The organism is Acidobacteriota bacterium (genome assembly GCA_026707545.1).
Taxonomy (GTDB): Bacteria; Acidobacteriota; Thermoanaerobaculia; order Multivoradales; family Multivoraceae; genus Multivorans.
Map to the genome: position 1 here is coordinate 22,501 of JAPOWR010000006.1, position 16,630 is coordinate 39,130.

General features: G+C 66.7%; 13 protein-coding genes (1 of these 13 cut by a window edge). 3 read left to right on the top strand and 10 right to left on the bottom strand.

The window, feature by feature from the left end; all coding sequences use genetic code 11:
- The 9 genes from purM to OXG83_17575 form a co-directional block, all read right to left on the bottom strand.
- Positions 1–390, bottom strand: the 5' portion of a protein-coding gene (gene purM, locus OXG83_17535) for a phosphoribosylformylglycinamidine cyclo-ligase (GenBank protein ID MCY3966816.1). It extends 684 nt beyond the left edge of the window; only the first 390 of its 1,074 coding nucleotides appear in the window; its start codon is at positions 388–390; the stop codon falls past the left edge of the window.
- Positions 387–1,781 (bottom strand): amidophosphoribosyltransferase, encoded by a 1,395-nt coding sequence (gene purF, locus OXG83_17540; protein MCY3966817.1) that lies wholly within the window; start codon positions 1,779–1,781, stop codon positions 387–389. Before purF ends, purM begins: the two co-directional genes overlap by 4 nt.
- A 9-nt stretch (positions 1,782–1,790) precedes the next feature.
- Positions 1,791–4,043: a phosphoribosylformylglycinamidine synthase subunit PurL gene (purL, locus tag OXG83_17545; protein MCY3966818.1), complete on the bottom strand. Its 2,253-nt coding sequence runs from the start codon at positions 4,041–4,043 to the stop codon at positions 1,791–1,793.
- Positions 4,044–4,048: 5 nt separating this feature from the next.
- On the bottom strand, positions 4,049–4,768 hold the full coding sequence (gene purQ, locus OXG83_17550) for a phosphoribosylformylglycinamidine synthase subunit PurQ (protein ID MCY3966819.1): 720 nt from the start codon (positions 4,766–4,768) through the stop codon (positions 4,049–4,051).
- Complete coding sequence (gene purS, locus OXG83_17555; protein MCY3966820.1) at positions 4,765–5,031, bottom strand: phosphoribosylformylglycinamidine synthase subunit PurS; 267 nt, start codon at positions 5,029–5,031, stop codon at positions 4,765–4,767. Before purS ends, purQ begins: the two co-directional genes overlap by 4 nt.
- 1 nt (position 5,032) lies before the next feature.
- Entirely contained in the window at positions 5,033–5,920 is an 888-nt protein-coding gene (locus OXG83_17560; protein MCY3966821.1) for an MBL fold metallo-hydrolase, read from the bottom strand.
- Between the two features lie 38 nt (positions 5,921–5,958).
- Positions 5,959–8,871, bottom strand: a complete 2,913-nt coding sequence (locus OXG83_17565) for a hypothetical protein (GenBank protein MCY3966822.1) — start codon at positions 8,869–8,871, stop codon at positions 5,959–5,961.
- Positions 8,872–8,881: 10 nt separating this feature from the next.
- Positions 8,882–9,607, bottom strand: a complete 726-nt coding sequence (locus OXG83_17570; GenBank protein MCY3966823.1) for a hypothetical protein — start codon at positions 9,605–9,607, stop codon at positions 8,882–8,884.
- An 85-nt stretch (positions 9,608–9,692) separates the two neighbouring features.
- Positions 9,693–10,178, bottom strand: coding sequence for a tetratricopeptide repeat protein (locus OXG83_17575; GenBank protein MCY3966824.1), 486 nt, complete (start codon positions 10,176–10,178; stop codon positions 9,693–9,695).
- Between the two features lie 79 nt (positions 10,179–10,257).
- Here OXG83_17575 and dprA point away from each other — a divergent pair, with 79 nt between their 5' ends.
- The gene (dprA, locus tag OXG83_17580; GenBank protein ID MCY3966825.1) at positions 10,258–11,463 is read left to right on the top strand and encodes a DNA-processing protein DprA; all 1,206 of its coding nucleotides are present in this window, start codon (positions 10,258–10,260) and stop codon (positions 11,461–11,463) included.
- Here the strand turns inward: dprA and topA are convergent.
- Positions 11,460–14,150 (bottom strand): type I DNA topoisomerase, encoded by a 2,691-nt coding sequence (gene topA / locus OXG83_17585; protein MCY3966826.1) that lies wholly within the window; start codon positions 14,148–14,150, stop codon positions 11,460–11,462. The genes dprA and topA overlap by 4 nt on opposite strands.
- 131 nt (positions 14,151–14,281) lie before the next feature.
- Between topA and trmFO the strand changes: the two genes are divergently transcribed.
- Positions 14,282–15,676 carry a methylenetetrahydrofolate--tRNA-(uracil(54)-C(5))-methyltransferase (FADH(2)-oxidizing) TrmFO gene (gene trmFO / locus OXG83_17590; protein MCY3966827.1) on the top strand — a complete coding sequence of 465 codons (1,395 nt, stop codon included), beginning with the start codon at positions 14,282–14,284 and terminating at the stop codon, positions 15,674–15,676.
- Complete coding sequence (gene xerC, locus OXG83_17595) at positions 15,607–16,581, top strand: tyrosine recombinase XerC (protein ID MCY3966828.1); 975 nt, start codon at positions 15,607–15,609, stop codon at positions 16,579–16,581. The genes trmFO and xerC overlap by 70 nt, the downstream gene beginning before the upstream one ends.
- The last annotated feature ends 49 nt before the right edge of the window (positions 16,582–16,630 follow it).

Below are 16,630 nucleotides of genomic sequence, written 5' to 3' on the forward strand. Positions count from 1 at the left end.
GTCGATGCAGGCCTCCGCAACGCCTCGGAGCAGGGACCTCATGGGCTCGCCATCGAGCTTTCCCGCACCGACATAGTCGAGGAAGAACAAGGGAGTCGCGCCCTGCACCAGGATGTCGTTGACACAGTGGTTCACGAGGTCGCCGCCCACGGTGCCGAAATCGCCGGCCATTCGTGCGACAGAGAGCTTCGTGCCCACGCCGTCCGCCGAAGCCACCAGCACCGGTTGTCGGAGGGATTCCGGCAGGGCGAACAGGCCGCCGAAAGCTCCCAGACCACTCAGAACGCCTTCTGTGAATGTCGACTTCACCAGCTCGCCGATTCCGGCCAGCGCTCGGTCCTGAGCCGCGAGATCGACTCCCGCGTCGCGGTAGGCACTCGCTTCCTTCACGAGCCAGCTTCCAGGCGAAGCGGGAAGAGCTCCGCCTGGGTCTCGTCGTAGCCCTCCCCCGGTACCGGGTACTCACCCGTCCAGCAGGCCGTGCAGTACGTATCCGGGCGACCGGAAACGCACTCGAGCAGTCCTTCGAGCGAGAGGTAAGCAAGGCTGTCGGCCCGGATGAAGCGCCGAATCTCCTCTAGTGAGTGATCCGATGCGATCAGTTCGCCGCGTGTCGGCGTATCGATGCCGTAGATACAAGAGAAGGCGGTCGGCGGCGACGTGATGCGGACGTGCACCTGGGAGGCTCCGGCCTCGCGAACCATGTTGACGATCTTGCGCGACGTCGTGCCGCGCACGATCGAGTCATCCACCAGCACGATCCGTTTGCCGGCAATCAGATCCCGGACCGGATTCAGTTTTACTTTGACGCCGAAGTGCCGGATGGACTGTTGAGGCTCGATGAAGGTGCGCCCAATGTAGTGGTTCCGGATCAAGCCCAGCTCGATCGGCGTTCCGGAAGCCCGACTGTAGCCGAGCGCTCCGTAGAGACCGCTGTCCGGCACCGGCACGACGAGATCCGCTTCGACCGGTGACTCCCGGGCCAGACGAGCCCCCATCTCAAGGCGGGACTGGGCCACCGTGTCCGAGAACACCTCGCTGTCCGGACGCGCGAAGTAGACATGCTCGAAGATGCACCGCGCTGCCTTGGAAACCGGCGGCAAGCGGTAACTCTCGATGCGATCTCCCCGCGCCAGCACGACCTCGCCACGATCGAGTTCGCGAAGGAGCCGCGCCTCGAGCAGGTCGAAGGCGCAACTCTCCGAAGCGAAGCACGGCTGCCCGTCGAGGTCTCCCAGGATCAACGGTCGGAAGCCATAGGGGTCCCGGGCAGCAATGAGGCCCTGGCGGCTGATGAGCAGCAGCGAGTAAGCCCCCCTCACCTCTCCCAGAACCCGCAGCAGCGACTCGACGATCTCCTCGTGAGGACGGGTGGCCATCAGGTGCAGAAAGACCTCGGAGTCGCTGGTGGTCTGGAAGATCGAGCCCGCCGCCTCCAACTCACTCCGTGTGGCCAGTGCACTGACCAGGTTGCCGTTGTGGACGATTCCGAGCGGTCCCATCGAGGTCATGACGACGATCGGCTGAGCGTTTGCAATGACGCTCGAACCGGCCGTCGAGTAGCGCGTATGGCCAATCGCGCGCTCACCCGGCAGTCCGGAGAGTTTGTTCGCATCGAAGATCTCGGCGACCTTCCCCATACCTCGCTCGGCATGGAGCTGGTCCCCATCCCACGACACGATCCCGGCGCTCTCCTGGCCACGGTGCTGCTCCGCGTAGAGACCCAGGTAAGTGAGGTTCGCCGCGTCTGGAGCCCCCTCAATACCGAAGATCCCGCACATGAAGCTAGGTTAGCCCACGGCCCGCGGAAGAGCTTCGGTCCAGACAGTCCGCAGCTCGTCGACCGAGCTGTCGACCGCGCCGCCGTCAAACCCGAGCACGATACGGTCACCGCCCACCTCACCGATGTCCGAAGCGGCAACGCCAAGCGCTTCCGCCGAACCGAGCACCTCATCGACCTGGGCCGGCGAGGCCGTGACGATCGCCCTTCCCTGTCCCTCGGAGAAGAGACTCAGGGGACCGCCGTCGAAGGATCCACGCATGCCGAGGCCCCAGACCATGGCGCACTCGGCCAGTGCCACGATCAATCCACCCTCCGAGAGATCGTGACAGCCGCTCAGCCAACCCGATCGCCGCGCCCGGCGCAGAAGGCCGCAGAGGGCAGCCTCCGCCCCAAGATCGACGGCGGGCGGCCGCCCCGCCTCGATGCCGTAGAGCAGTCGCTGGTAGGCGGAACCGCCGAACTCGTCTCCACTCCTGCCAAGCAGCAGCACGCGATCCCCACGGCGCCAGAAGCCGCAACCGAGCAGGCGGTTCAGTTCACCCTCCACGCCCAGCTCCATCAGCTCGTCGATCACACCGACCATCGCCACCGTGGGTGTCGGCCGCACGGCTTCGCCCTCGGTCTCGTTGTAGAGGGACACGTTGCCCGAGATCACCGGCACATCAAAGGCCCGGCACGCATCGGCCATCCCCGAGATGCACTCCCGAAGCTGCCACGCGATCTCGGGATTCTCAGGCGAGCCGAAGTTCAGACAGTTCGTCATGCCCACCGGCTCGGCGCCCACGGTTGCCAGGTTGCGCACTGCCTCCGCCACCGCCTGCCGACCACCGAGTCGCGGATCGAGCCAGCAGTACGAAGGGTTCACGTCCGACGTCAGCGCGAGCGCCGAAGGTGTGCCCTTGAGCCGCAGAACCGCCGCGTCCGAGCCCGGGCCGACGATCGTGTTCGAGCGCACGGTCGAGTCGTACTGTCGGTAGATCCACTCCTTGTCCCCAAGCTCGGGAGTCCCCAGCAGGCGCTTGAGCGCGCCGAGCGGATCGTCGGCTACCTCGGGTCGCACGTCCTCCTGACGCCGGGCCAGATCGGCCGGAGGCTGGGCAGGCCGGTCATACACGGGCGCTCCGTCCACCAGCGGCTCGACCGGCATATCCGCCACCGTTCGACCGCGGAACGCCAGACGGGCTCGACCGTCGTCCGTCACCCGACCGATCTTCCTTGCCTGAAGGCCCCAGCGGGCGAGGATCGAGGCGACGGTCCCTTCCTGCCCCCTCTGGGTGACGAACACCATCCGCTCCTGAGACTCGGAAAGCATGATCTCGTACGGAGTCAGGGACGCTTCACGCAGTGGCACCAGGTCGAGATCGAGCTCCACCCCCGCGCCACCACGCGCCGCCATCTCGAAGCAGGAACTGGTCAGTCCGGCGGCTCCCATGTCCTGCACTCCCAGCACGACCCCGCTTCGCATCGCCTCGAGACTCGCTTCAAGCAGCACCTTCTCCGTGAACGGATCACCGACCTGAACGGTCGGCCGCTTGGCCTCGCTCTCGCTGTCGAAGGCCTCCGAAGCCATCGTCGCGCCGTGAATGCCGTCCCGACCCGTTCGGCTGCCGGCATAGAGGATCGGGTTCCCGGCGCCGGAAGCTACAGCCGTGAAGATGCGCTCGCGACGACAGACCCCGAGCGCGAACGCGTTGACCAGGATGTTGCCGTTGTAGGAACTGTGGAAGCCCGTCTCGCCTCCGACAGTTGGAATACCGACACAGTTGCCGTAGTCCCCGATCCCCCTCACGACCCCGTCGACGAGGTGCCGCATGCGAGCGCCGCGCTCGCCGTCGATGTTCCCGAAGCGCAGGGAATCGAGACAGGCGATTGGACGGGCGCCCATCGTGAACACATCCCGCAGGATGCCGCCGACACCCGTGGCAGCACCCTGGTAGGGCTCGATAAAGCTCGGGTGGTTGTGGCTCTCCATCTTGAAGGCCGCCACCCAACCGTGACCGATGTCGACGACTCCGGCGTTCTCGCCAGGCCCGTGAACAACCCGGCGACTCCGGGTCGGGAAACGGCGGAGGTGGATCTTCGACGATTTGTACGAGCAGTGCTCCGAGTAGAGGGCCGACGCAATCCCCAGCTCGGTGTACGTCGGGACACGTCCCAGAAGGTCGCAGAGACCGCCGTATTCCTCTGTCGTCAGACCGCGCTCCGACGCAAGCCCGGCATCCACCACAGGTTCGCCGGCGAGGGAACTGGGCGCCGTCACGGCCGCTACCCGCCGACCGCCGCCGGCAACTCCGCCCCGCGGCCGACCTGAACCGCTCCAGCCAACAGGGCGAGACCGTCGCCGTTGCCCAACAGGTCCTCGGCGCAGCGCTCCGGGTGGGGCATCAGCCCGAGCACGTTGCCATCCGCGCTACATACGCCGGCGATCGACCTCTTCGATCCGTTCAGGTTGGCGCTGGACGCCAGGTTGCCTTTGGAATCCACGTACCTGAAGACCACCTGCCCGCTCCGTTCCAGATCATCAAGGGCCTCGTCGGTGTCCACGTAGTTGCCCTCAGCATGGGCAATGGGCATGCGCAGCACCTCGCCCCGGCGGTAGCCCGAGCAGTACGCCAGGTCGTCGCGCTCAACCCTCAGGTGCACGTCGACGCTGAGGAAGCGGAGGTCACGATTCCTCCGCATCGCGCCTGGAAGCAGGCCCGCCTCCAGGAGCATCTGGAAGCCATTGCAGATGCCGAGAACCCGGCCTCCGGCTTCGGCGTGCCGCCGCACGGCGGCCATGATCGGCGAGTGCGCCGCCATCGACCCGGCGCGGAGGTAGTCGCCGTAGGAGAATCCACCCGGCAGGACGATCAACTCGCATCCGTCGAGACACGTCTTCTGGTGCCAGAGGAAGACCGTCTCCTGCTCGAGCACATGCCCGAGCACGTGGTAGACATCGTGATCGCAGTTACTGCCGGGAAAGACGACGATCCCGCACTTCACGCCCGGATCCACTCCACGCTGTAGTCCTCGACGATAGGGTTCGCGAGCAGTTGCCGGCACATGCGGTCGACCGCTTCCGAGGCCTCGGCCCTGCTCGCCGCACGAAGAGCGACCTCGAAGCTCTTGCCGGCCCGAATGCGCTGTACACCGTCGAAGCCGATCCGCTCGAGCGCGCCTTCGATTGCCCGCCCCTGGGGATCGAGAACCTCGGCACGCGGATAGACCAGCACCCGCGCCACGAAAGACTTTCCGTCAGGCGTCAACTCAACCTCCCGTACCGACGTCCAACCAGGGCCCCGGCCGATGCTGCTCGGCCACCACGAGCTTCGCGCGTGAACACCGGCGATCGAGAACCGGCTGTACCGCCGCAGCGGCAAACGCGGGCGAGTTGTTGGTTTGCGACAGATGGCACAGGACGACCCACGACAAGCGATCCGACAGGAGCTCGTCGAGGCCGGCCGCGGCTTCCTCGTTGCTGAGGTGTCCCCGAGCCGACGCCACGCGCTCCTTCAGGGGCCAAGGGTATGGTCCCGTGCGCAGCATGTCGAGATCGTGATTCGACTCGAGCAGCAGAACGTCGAGATCCCGGAGACTCCGCCAGGCTTCCGCGGTTCGGCGACCCAGATCCGTCACCAGCCCCAGGCGATATCCACCCCTGCTTTCGACCACGATGCCGACCGGCTCCCGCGCGTCGTGGGACACGGGAAACACCTCGATCCGGAATCCGGCCATGGTGAGCGGAACCCCGGGCCCCATCGGCCGGGCGAGGTGGCCCAGGCCGCTCAACTCGGGGTCGCGGTACGTGCCGCGGGTTCCGTAGACGGGAACCTGGTGGCGTCGAGCAAAGCGGCTGGCGCCGCGACTGTGGTCATTGTGCTCGTGGGTCAGCAGCACCGCGTCCACGTCGGCCGCGGAACGGCCGACCATCTCCAACCTCCGTTCCAGCTCCCGGCACGAGAACCCGGCATCCAGCAGCAGGCAGCCGTCGACGCTCTCCACGATCGTCGCGTTGCCGCCGCTTCCTGATCCGAGCACCGCCGCTCGCAGGCCGGCTCCGTTGCCGCCACGGCGCCGCCTCGATTCGAGCTTGGAGTCTCGCGCGGCGGCCGCCAGGGCACCATCGCCGAACAGCGAGAGTTGACCTCCAGGCATCCGCAATCAGGCCGATCGATGCCCGACTCGGCCGGTCTTCAGAAGCGCTGGCCGATCCAGAACGTCGTACGGCTGTCGCCCGACTCCTTCAGGTCCCACTGGGTCGCGAAGTCCCAGTGGAGATCGACGCCGAGCATCCTCACCGTGATGCCGAAACCGTAGGCGGCAATCGCATCATCCAGCCGGCTGTTCTCGGAGTCCCAGATCTCGAAATCCTGGATGCCGTCGAAGTAGGCGCCCGCGATGTCGAGGAAGAACCGCCCCTGGATCCCCTGGAAGGTCCAGATGGGTGTCACGAAGAAGTCGATCAGCGGGAAACGCAACTCGAGATTCGCGAAGAAACCGTGATCGCCGACCATGTCGCGGAAGTCGACCCCCCGTACCGTGTCCAGGCCGCCGAAGTAGACCGGGTTGGGGAAGTTCCCCGTCCTCACGCTGCCGAACAAGCGGGTCGCGAAGACACTGCGCCGGGTGAGGGGGAAGTACTTCCGCGCGTCCAATTGGATCGTCTGGGTCAACACGCCCGAGGTCTCGAGGTCCGGTGCGTACTCGGCCGACAGCCGGTAGCGGTGACCGCTCGAGGGTCCCGCCGGCCCGAACACGGTCGTGTCCCCGACCAGGGCGGCCTGGATCACCGGGTAGTCGTCCTCGCGCGGGCTGACGATCGGGATCGGCCGGCCGAAGTCATCGAAGAGCAGATTGAAGTCGCTGTCGCGAGCGTATGCCTGATAGTCCAGCTTGCGCCGGATGTAGCCGGCGCCCAGTTCGAAGCGCCGGTAGAAGCTCATCGGGTACGAGATCGAGAAGATGGCGCCCGTCTGCTGGAAGAAAGACCGTCCCCGCTCGTAGTAGCCGTAGCGGTAGTCATAGCCGACGTAGAAGGCGCGGTCGTCGAACAGCGACACCTGCCACTGCAGCCTGTTCGACAGGTTCAGGTAGGTCACGTTGAACATCGAGAACTGCTCGATCGAAGCGAAGGTCGTGAACAGCCGCCGGTCCCCGAGGAAGTCCGAGAACTGGAGGTAGACCTGCCCCAGGAAGGTCTGGTTGTCGTCCACGCCGATCGCGGTCTGGGCGTCCTCCAGGAACAGCCGCCACCCGCGCTTGTCCTCCTTGTTCGACTCGTCGATGGAGACCTGGATATCCGGCTCAAAGAGCTCGATCGGCGGAATCGGATCGCCTCCGGTGCTCACGTCGACGACCTGGACCTCGCCAATCGGTTCGTCGACGTCCGTCTCGTAGAGGTCGAACCGCCCCTGCCAGAAGCCGGTGTACACCAGCCGGTCATCGCTGCCCGCCTTGGTCAGCACCGTGGGCTGGAAGCAGCCGGTGATCGCGTTCGTGTACTGGCGCAGCTCGCCGGTCTGAAGGTCGAGCCCGAAGATGTTCTCCGCACCGGTTCGATCCGACGTGAAGTACACCCTGCGGTCGTCTCCCGAAAAGACGGGGTCCGTGTTGTGGTACTCGTCGCTGCCGAGCCGGGATCGCTCCCTCGTCTCGAGATCCAGGCGGAAGAGCTGGGCCGTCTCGCCCGGCACCGAGGAGAACACGAGCCATCTTCCGTCGTGGGAATAGGACGGCGCGCCGTCGAAGACCTCGTCGTTCGTCAGGTTTCGGATCTCGAGGGTGTCCAGGTCGAGTTCGAAGATGTCGTACTGGCCGTTCTGGTTGCCGCCGAACGCGACCCTCCTTCCATCCGGACTCCAGCTGGGCGCCGTCTGCTGCTCGATCTCCATGTCGATCACGCGACGCACGCCGCCGCCGATCACATTGATGATCGCCAGGGAGTAGCCCGCCTCCTTGCGCACGAAGGCGGCAAGCGAGTTTCCGTCCGGCGAGAACGCGAGGTCGCGTCCGTGCTTGCGTCCCAGGCTCAGCATCTGGGCGACGTAGTGCCGGAACTCGGCGGTGTAGCCCTTCGTCAGGTTTCGCACGGGCTCGCGCTCCTGCGTATCGAAGAGCACGATGTCGATATCGCCCTGGAAGGTCGAGAACGCGGCCACGAGATCACCCGAAGGCGACGCGACCGGGGACGTTTCCTGGCTACCCTGCGGCCGCGTCCTGAACGGTCGGCCGAAGTCGCTGGGTTCGCCGGTCGCGACCAGCTCGGGCAGGTACTGGTTACGGAGCCAGCGCCGGAATTCCAGGTCGAAGTCCTCCGGATCGATCCGGAAGGCGCGCTCGATCGCACGGCCGACGCGGGCGCCGATCGTGTTCCGGAACTCGAAGAGGAAGTCGATCACGCCGTCCGCACCCCACCGCTCCTCCATGAAGTCGAACGCGGCGTGGCCGTAGCGGTAGGCGAAGAAACCGCCGGCCTGACCCGATGTGATCGGCGGCAGACGGTCATTCACCACCGCATCCCGAAGGTACATCCGATCCGACGTGCTCTCGTCCTTGGCGAAGTAGCTCGCCATCCCCTCCATCAGCCACTGGGGAGGATTGGTCGTCAGAGCGCGTCCGAGGCTGCCTCCGAACAGGATGTGGTACTGGAAGATGTGGGTCAGCTCGTGGAGGAGCAACTCGTAGAGCTCGATATCCGGCAGGTCGATCGGCATCACCATCCGGAACCTTGCGGACGTGGCGAAGGCGGCGACTCCCTCCGGGATGAAGTTGATCATCACGTTGTTCTGGAGGAAGTCCGAGTGCGTGTTGTAGATGATCAGCGGCGTCGGCTCCTGGATCTGGTAGTCCAGGTCGAGGGACAGTTGGTCGTAGGCGCTCTCGGCCATCGAAGCCACTTTCTGGAGTTGGTTCTCGCTCTCCGAGTAGTAGTAGATGTCGAAGTGGGTCGAGTGGTAGATGCGCCAGTCGAAGTCCTCGTAGCGGACCTTGTTCTTGCCGAAGCCCTGAGCCTCCAGGCCGGCACCGGCACCGACCAGAAGCGCGCACGCGAGTGCGGCTGTGCGAAATGCCCACTGTCGCGCGGGCCGTAGTACTCGTGAGTGCACTAGCTCCTCCCTAGGGCGTGAAGATCACGCGCGCTACTTCGATGTCCTTCTGCGTGAAGACGCCGAGAATGCGGTCCTCCAGCGCGTACAGGTTCTCGAACATGCCCTGCAGCGGATCCGCCTGCTCGCCTTCGAAGCTCTTGAAGTCCTTGAAGTTGTCGTTGTAGATCATCTCGCCGGTCCTGCCGTCGAACACCATGACGACGATGTCGTACTCGAATCCGGTCTGTTCGACGAGCACCTGGCGATACATCGTGCGGCCATCGAAGGGCGACGTGTACTCCTCTGTGCGGTAACCGGAGCGGTCCTGGATGTCGAAGTCCAGCGTGCCGGCAAGGATGAGATCGGCCTGCGTCCGTTCCCCCAAACTGCGCCAGAAGTCCTCGTCACGCGACAGCATTTCCAGATCGTAAGTCGGGTAGTCGATCCGGCCGGCCTCGACGATCCGTAGATCCGTTTCCCGCCGGAGCACCTTGTTCAGATAACGCTCGAACTCCCCCTGCACGTCGATGTCCGTGCCTTCGATCCGGCCCTCACCTTCCTGGCTGACCACGAGAAAGGGGGCGGGCAGCAGGGTGCTGCGCCCGGCCAGGTCGATCCGCGCCCTCATCGGCAGCTTGAGCCGCACCTCCACCGTGCCTTCGGCGGTCGCGGGCGCGGCGGCGAACAAGCCCGCCAGGCCGGCAAGGAGACCAACCAGGGCAACGACCGCAGGGACTCTACGAGCGGCTTCCATCACGTCACACCTCCAGCCATCCAACACTCGGCGTGCAAGAACTGTTCCATGGTCCCGCGAAGTTCGGAGCGCGTCCGGCAGACGGTCACCGACCCTCGGCGGCCGGCGCGCCCGCGGTGCTCTCCGGCAAGACCGGCGCCGCGGCGCCGTCGGTTCCGGACTCCTCCTCCGCGGGATCGCCCCTGAAGTTCTGGTAGTACTCGACGAATCGCGAGTAGTTGCGGCGAACGTCACGTTCGCGGGGCGCCAGCCTCAGAGCCTGCTGGTAGTAGTTCAGGGCCTGCTCGAACAAACCCAGGGCCTCGTGGGCCACCGCGATGTTGCTCAGGATCTTCGGGTGTTCCGGTTCGATCCGGCGAGCCTGTTCGAACCGGAACAGGGCCTCGCTCCAGAGACCGCGGTCGGCCATGTCAACGCCGAACTTCCACTGCTCGCGCGCCTCGGGGGCCACCTTGCGTTTCTGCGCATCGGCGGCACCGGACCCGGTCAGCAGGAGGAAGACGCCGACGATCAGCGGCAGAACGCGCGGCGGACATTGAACGGTGCGCGTCACCGATCGAGTATAGATCACGGACCCGGAATCCGTCTCTGTCTCTGAACGCTGATTTCAGGCACACGCGACACGCGCAGATCCGGCGAGGGAGACAGCCATGGCAGAACGACCCGCCCCCGAGAGCGGCCCACAGAAGAGCCAGTGCGACGAGATCCGGCGGGCCCTCATCGCCCTGAACATGGTCCACGAACACCGCGGACTGGTGTGCGCGCTCGCTCAACGCGTTCAGGCCGAAGGAGATCTCGCCTGCGGTGACTTCGCAAAGCAAGCTGCCGGAGGCCTGGAAGCGCCGGTCAAACGCGTACGGGAGACCCTGCGCACCGCCCGCGGCTGCCTCGGCAGCGTCGGCGCCGAAACCGCCAGGGCCACAGAGATCGGAGCCACGCTCATCACACTCGTCGACGCCGACTATCCGCGCGCGCTGGCTGACCTGGGACTGCACGCGCCGCCCGTTCTCTACGTCCGAGGCAACCTCCCGGATGGACCCGGTATCGCGATCGTGGGTTCGCGCAAGGCGGACGCCTACGGCCTGGAGGTCGCGAGCTGGTTCGCCAGACGGCTCGCCGCCGCCGGCCTGATCATCGTCTCAGGATTCGCACGCGGAATCGATCAGGCCGCGCACCGCGGCGCGCTCTCGGCACGGGCGGGGACCGGCCGCACCGCAGCGGTGCTCGGATGCGGCCTGGACATCGACTACCCGCGGAACAGCCGGCGCACCGCCGCCGAGATCACCCGGCGCGGTTGTCTGATCAGCGAGTTCCCATTCGGCTGGCAACCGCGTCCCTGGCACTTCCCGATCCGCAATCGCATCATCGCCGCGCTCGGCTTCGCATCGATCGTGGTCCGTGCCGCCAACCGCTCTGGTTCCCTGATCACCGCCCGCCTGGCCCTCGACCTGGGGCGCGAGGTCTATGCCGTCCCCGGTTCCGTACTATCCCGCGAATCGGCAGGGGCCCATCTGCTGCTCCGGGACGGAGCGATCCCCGCGCTGGACCCCGATGCGCTGCTCGAGACCCTGCCGACCGCCGTCCTGGACGCCCTGGAGCGCCGGACGCTCCAGGACGCAGCCTCGGCCCGATCCCCCGAAGGGGCCAAGAGCGCCGACGCCGCGCGGCAAGATGATGTCGACTCCGACGTCGACGGCCTGCTGGTGGCACTGCGCAGCGGCGCCCGGACTCCTGAAGAACTCGCCTCCAGACTGAGTCTCCCGATCCCCGGTGTGCTGGCGACCCTGGCCCGCCTGGAAATCGACGGACTGGTGCGCCGCTACGACGGCGCGAGCTACGCACTGATGGCTCGCTAGCGTGACCCCCTCTTCGTCGTGCGGCGCTTCCGGCCGGGCCGCCGCTTCGGCGCTCGCGGGTCCTTGCCCTGGGCCTTGAGCCTGGCCTCCCGCGCCGCCAGCAACTCGAGCGCCTCCTTCAGATCCACTTCCTGCGCGTCCCGACCCTTGGGCACCGATGCGTTCACCTGGCCGTCCGTCACGTAGGGGCCAAAACGCCCCTTCTTCAGCGAGATTCCCAGGCCGCTCTCCGGGTGTTCGCCCAACTCGCGAAGCACCGACGCGGAGCCGCCGCGTCCGCGTTTGGGCTGACGCAGAAGCCCTAGCGCCTGCTCCAGGGTGACGGTCGCCAACTGTTCGTGGCCCTTGAGACTACGGCTTTCCTTGCCGCTCTTGACGTATGGACCGAAGCGCCCATCCTGCACGGAGACCGGCTCGCCGGTCTCCGGATGGCGACCAAGTTCACGCGGAAAGGAAAGCACCAGGACGGCCTCGTCCAAGGTCAGGCTGGCGCGATCCATGGACGGCCACAGGCTGGCCATCTTGGGCTTGGCCGCTTTCGCTGACCGCTTACCGCCCGCCGCGCCCGAACTCGAATCGCCCAGCTGGACATAGTCGCCGTAGCGACCCGTCTTGACGTAGATCGGTTCGCCCGTGTCCGGATGGTTTCCGAGGGGACCATCCTGCTCGGAGGCGCCACGCAGCAACTCCACCGCGCTCTCGAGAGTGACCTCGTCCGGTGGCACGTCGTCTCCGATCGAAACCCGCTGACCGTCGTCACCTGCCTGCAGGTAGGTGCCGTAGCGGCCGACGCGAACGACCACGTCCCGCCCATCGTCGTCCTGTCCCAGGAGCAGGGAACAGACTGCCCGGGCATCGATGCTGTCCACCCCCTCACCCACCATGGACCGAAGACCCCGCCGTTCATCGTTGCCCGGTCCCTTCTCCCGGCCGTAGTAGAAGTTGCGCAACCAGGGCTCCGCCTCGCGGACACCGTCCGCGATCTCGTCGAGGTCGCTCTCCATGCGGGCCGTGAAATCCAGGTCCACGAGATCCCCGAGGTGCCGCTCAAGCAGCCGGGTGACGGCGAAGGCGAGGAAGGTCGGCACCAGGGCCGATCCCTTCTTCCACACGTAGCCGCGGTCAACAATCGTCTGCAGGATCGCGGCGTAGGTGGACGGCCGCCCGATTCCCTGTTCCTCCATCTCACGAACGAGGCTGGCTTCGGTGTAGCGAGCCGGTGGCTGTGTCGTGTGGCCCTTGGGCTCGGCGCCAGGAAGGCCGACCGTCTGGCCCTCCTGGAGCGCCGGCAGGAAACGCTCTTCGTCCTCGGCCCGCGCCTTCGGATCATCCCGACTCTCGACGTAGACCCGCAGGAAGCCGGCGAACCGCAGCACGCGGCCTGAAGCGGTCAGCCCCACCGAGGCCGTCGACGGCGTGGAGGTCGAAAGCAGGACGGTCGTGCTCGTCCCCTTCGCGTCCTTCATCTGGGACGCCAGTGTCCGCTTCCAGATCAACTCATAGAGCCGGAAGGAGTCCCGGTCCAGGGATCCACGTACCTGGTTCGGCGCGCGGAAGTTCGTGCCCGCGGGCCGGATCGCTTCGTGCGCCTCCTGGGCGTTCGCCCTTCTGGCGTAGAAGCGCGGCTTCTCCGGCGCGTACTCGGGCCCGAAGAGTTCGACGATCTGCCGGCGCGCGGCGGCAATCGCCTGGCCGGAGAGCGCGGTCGAATCCGTACGCATGTAGGTGATGTACCCGTTCTCGTACAGTCCCTGAGCCACTCTCATCGTTCGCTGCGCCGCGAACCGGAGTTTCCTGGAGGCCTCCTGTTGCAGGGTCGACGTGATGAAGGGCGCGTAGGGGCGGCGAGTGAACGGTTGTTCCCTGACCTTCGTCACCACCGGCCGGGTTCCCGGCAACTCGCGTCCCAGCGTCTTCGCCTCGGCTTCCATCAACAGGCGGGCGGCCGTCTTCAGCTTGCCCGTGTTCCGGTCGAAGTCCCGTCCACGCGCCAGCGCTTTGCCATCCAGCGCTGAAACGCGCGCGGAGAAGCGCCTCGCCTCACCGTCCTCCGTCTCGAGCTCCGCTTCAACGGTCCAGTAGTCGGCGGGCACGAAGGCCATCCGCTCCCGCTCCCGCTCAACGACGATCCGGGTCGCTACCGACTGGACGCGGCCCGCCGACAGCCGCGGCTGGACCTTCTTCCACAAGACGGGAGAGACCTCGTAGCCATAGAGCCGGTCGAGCACCCGCCTCGCTTCCTGGGCGTCGACCAGACGGCGGTCGATCTCGCGGGTGTCCCGGAGCGCGGCCTCCACGGCGGACTTCGTGATCTCGTGGAAGACCATCCGCCGAACCGGCACCTTGGGGCGCAGCACTTCCTGCAGATGCCACGCAATCGCCTCACCCTCGCGATCCTCATCGGTTGCGAGCACCAGTTCGTCGGCGCCGCGCAGCGCGCTCCGGAGCTTCGTGATCTGACCCCGCTTCTCGCTCGGGATGACGTAGAGGGGATCGAACCCGCCCTCGATATCGACGCCGAGACGCGCCCAGGGCCGTCCACGGTACTTCTGCGGCACCTCGGCAGCGCTCCGCGGCAGGTCCCGGATGTGGCCGATCGAGGACTCGACCTGGTAGCCGGGCCCCAGGTAACGCTCGATCGTCCGGGCCTTGGCCGGCGATTCGACGATGACGAGCGAGTTAGCCATACACGCAGGGGATCTCGCAGGCTGGGATGACCCGGTCAAGGGACGTAGGCGAAGAGTTGGTCATGCTCGCGGGCGACGATAGTAGAGTGGGAGACCTTGTCAAGCCGCCGGGGCCTTGCCATGATGCACCCATGACCGCGCCCGTCGTAGTCGTTGGCGGCGGGCTCGCCGGCAGCGAGTGTGCGTTCCAACTCGCCTCCCGGGGCCGCCCCGTCACCCTGTACGAGATGCGGCCGCAGCGCTCGACGCCGGCCCACGCCGGCAGCGATCTCGCTGAACTGGTGTGCTCGAACTCGCTTCGGAGCGATGACCCTCACCATGCCGCCGGTCTGCTGAAACGGGAAATGGAGCGCTTCGATTCCCTGGTCATCGCCGCCGCGAGGAGGAACGCGGTTCCGGCCGGCGGCGCGCTCGCCGTGGACCGGGCCGCGTTCGCCGCCGACATCACCGAGGCGATCGAATCCCACCCGGGCATCGAACTCAAACGCGAGGAACTGACCGCGCTCCCCGCTGCGCGGGAATGCGACTGCGTCATCGCCACCGGGCCACTGACATCGGAGGCACTCGAACAGCAGATCGAGGAACTGATCGGTACGGACCATCTCTACTTCTACGACGCGATCGCTCCGATCGTCACCGGAGACAGCCTCGACCACGACCGGTTGTTCCGGGCATCCCGCTACGGCAAGGGGGGCGACGACTACCTCAACTGCCCGCTCGACGAGACGGAGTACCGGACCTTCCACCGCGAACTGCTCGAGGCCAACACGATCGAGCTGCGTGACTTCGAGCGGCCCCTGTTCTTCGAGGGTTGCCTGCCGATCGAGGAACTGGCCCGCCGCGGCGAGGACACCCTGCGCTTCGGACCGATGAAGCCTGTTGGCCTCACGACACCTGCCGGCAACCGCCCCCACGCGGTCGTCCAGCTCCGGCAGGAGGACCTCGCCCGCAGCCAGTACAACCTGGTCGGCTTTCAGTCGCGGATGACCTGGCCCGAGCAGCGCCGGGTGCTGCGCACGCTGCCGGGTCTCGAGCGTGCCCGGTTCGTCCGCTACGGACAGGTTCACCGCAACACGTTCGTCAACGCCCCGCTGCACCTCGATCGCTGGTACCGCTTCGCGCGGCGACCGCATCTGCGTCTGGCCGGTCAGTTGACCGGCGTCGAGGGCTACCTCGAATCCGCGGCCCCGGGACTCGTCGTCGCCCTCTACCTCGTGCTCCAGGCGGGTGGCCGGCAACCGCCTCCGCTACCCGATGCGACCGCCCTGGGAGCTCTGGCCCGGCACCTGACCGAGTCGAATCCAAAGCGCTACCAGCCGACGAACATCAACTACGGACTGCTCGAGCCTCTGCGCGAGCGCGTCCCCCGACGCGACCGGCGAGCCGCCTATGTCGCCCGCGCCCAGCAGGCCCTGAACACCTGGCTCGATAGCATGGCCATCGCCGGAACAATCCCATGGAGCCCCCCGTTCAGCAAGCCAGGACCAGAGGCACGGTCGAGCGCCACGGTGCGCTCGCCGAGTTGATCGCGGACTTCCTGGAGCACCTGGCCTTGGAGCGCAACTGTTCGGAACACACGGTACGCGCCTACGGTCGCGACCTCGCGGCCTTCGCGGACTTTCGCTCCGCAGGGGGCAGCCGCGATGCCGATCTCGAAGACATCGACCAACTCCTGGTCCGATCGTTCGTCGCATCCCTCAACCAGCGCCGGCTTTCACGCCGGACCCAGGGCCGCCACCTGTCGGCGATGCGCGGTCTGTTCCGCTACGCCTGTCTCGCCGGCCGCATGCAGTCGAACCCGGCGGACTCGGTGCCGACCCCGAAGGTCGAGAAGACCCTCCCCCGCCACCTCCGGCCCGGCGAGATCGACGCCCTGCTCGAGGCGCCCGCGGGACGCGCCGGCGCGCTCGGGCTGAGGGACCGCGCACTCCTGGAGTTGCTCTACGCCTCCGGCCTGCGGGTCGGCGAACTCGTCGCCCTGAACTGGCGCGACATCGACCTCGGCGCCAGGGTGCTGCGGGTCGTCGGCAAGGGCGACCGCGAACGGATGACGCCGTTCGGAGAGCCGGCCGAGAAGGCGCTCCATCAGTGGCGGGGCGTGTGGGAAGAGGTGTTTCGCAATCCCCCCGCCGGCACCGACCAGGACGATCCCGTGTTCCTGAACCAGAACGGAAGCCGACTGAGCGCACGCTCCGTTCGCCGCATCATCGACCGCTACGTGGCGGAAACGGCGCAGGCGCAGGGCGCCCATCCGCACGCCCTTCGCCACAGTTTCGCCACCCACCTGCTCGAATCAGGCGCCGACCTGCGTTCGATCCAGGAACTGCTCGGCCACGCTTCCCTCTCGACCACCCAACGCTACATGCACGTGGACACGGGACGCCTGCTCAAGGTCTACCGGGAAACCCATCCCCGCGCAAAGGGCGGCTGAGGTCCCAAGCCCGACCATCCGCCGTCCCGCATAGGGGACAGAACCTGCC

Excerpts from the sequence above, each read along its gene's own strand:
- dprA (MCY3966825.1), top strand. The coding sequence starts at position 10,258 with ATGGCAGAACGACCCGCCCCCGAGAGCGGCCCACAGAAGAGCCAGTGC.
- OXG83_17570 (MCY3966823.1), bottom strand. The coding sequence starts at position 9,607 with ATGGAAGCCGCTCGTAGAGTCCCTGCGGTCGTTGCCCTGGTTGGTCTC.
- topA (MCY3966826.1), bottom strand. The coding sequence starts at position 14,150 with ATGGCTAACTCGCTCGTCATCGTCGAATCGCCGGCCAAGGCCCGGACG.
- purF (MCY3966817.1), bottom strand. The coding sequence starts at position 1,781 with ATGTGCGGGATCTTCGGTATTGAGGGGGCTCCAGACGCGGCGAACCTC.
- trmFO (MCY3966827.1), top strand. The coding sequence starts at position 14,282 with ATGACCGCGCCCGTCGTAGTCGTTGGCGGCGGGCTCGCCGGCAGCGAG.
- xerC (MCY3966828.1), top strand. The coding sequence starts at position 15,607 with ATGGAGCCCCCCGTTCAGCAAGCCAGGACCAGAGGCACGGTCGAGCGC.
- OXG83_17560 (MCY3966821.1), bottom strand. The coding sequence starts at position 5,920 with ATGCCTGGAGGTCAACTCTCGCTGTTCGGCGATGGTGCCCTGGCGGCC.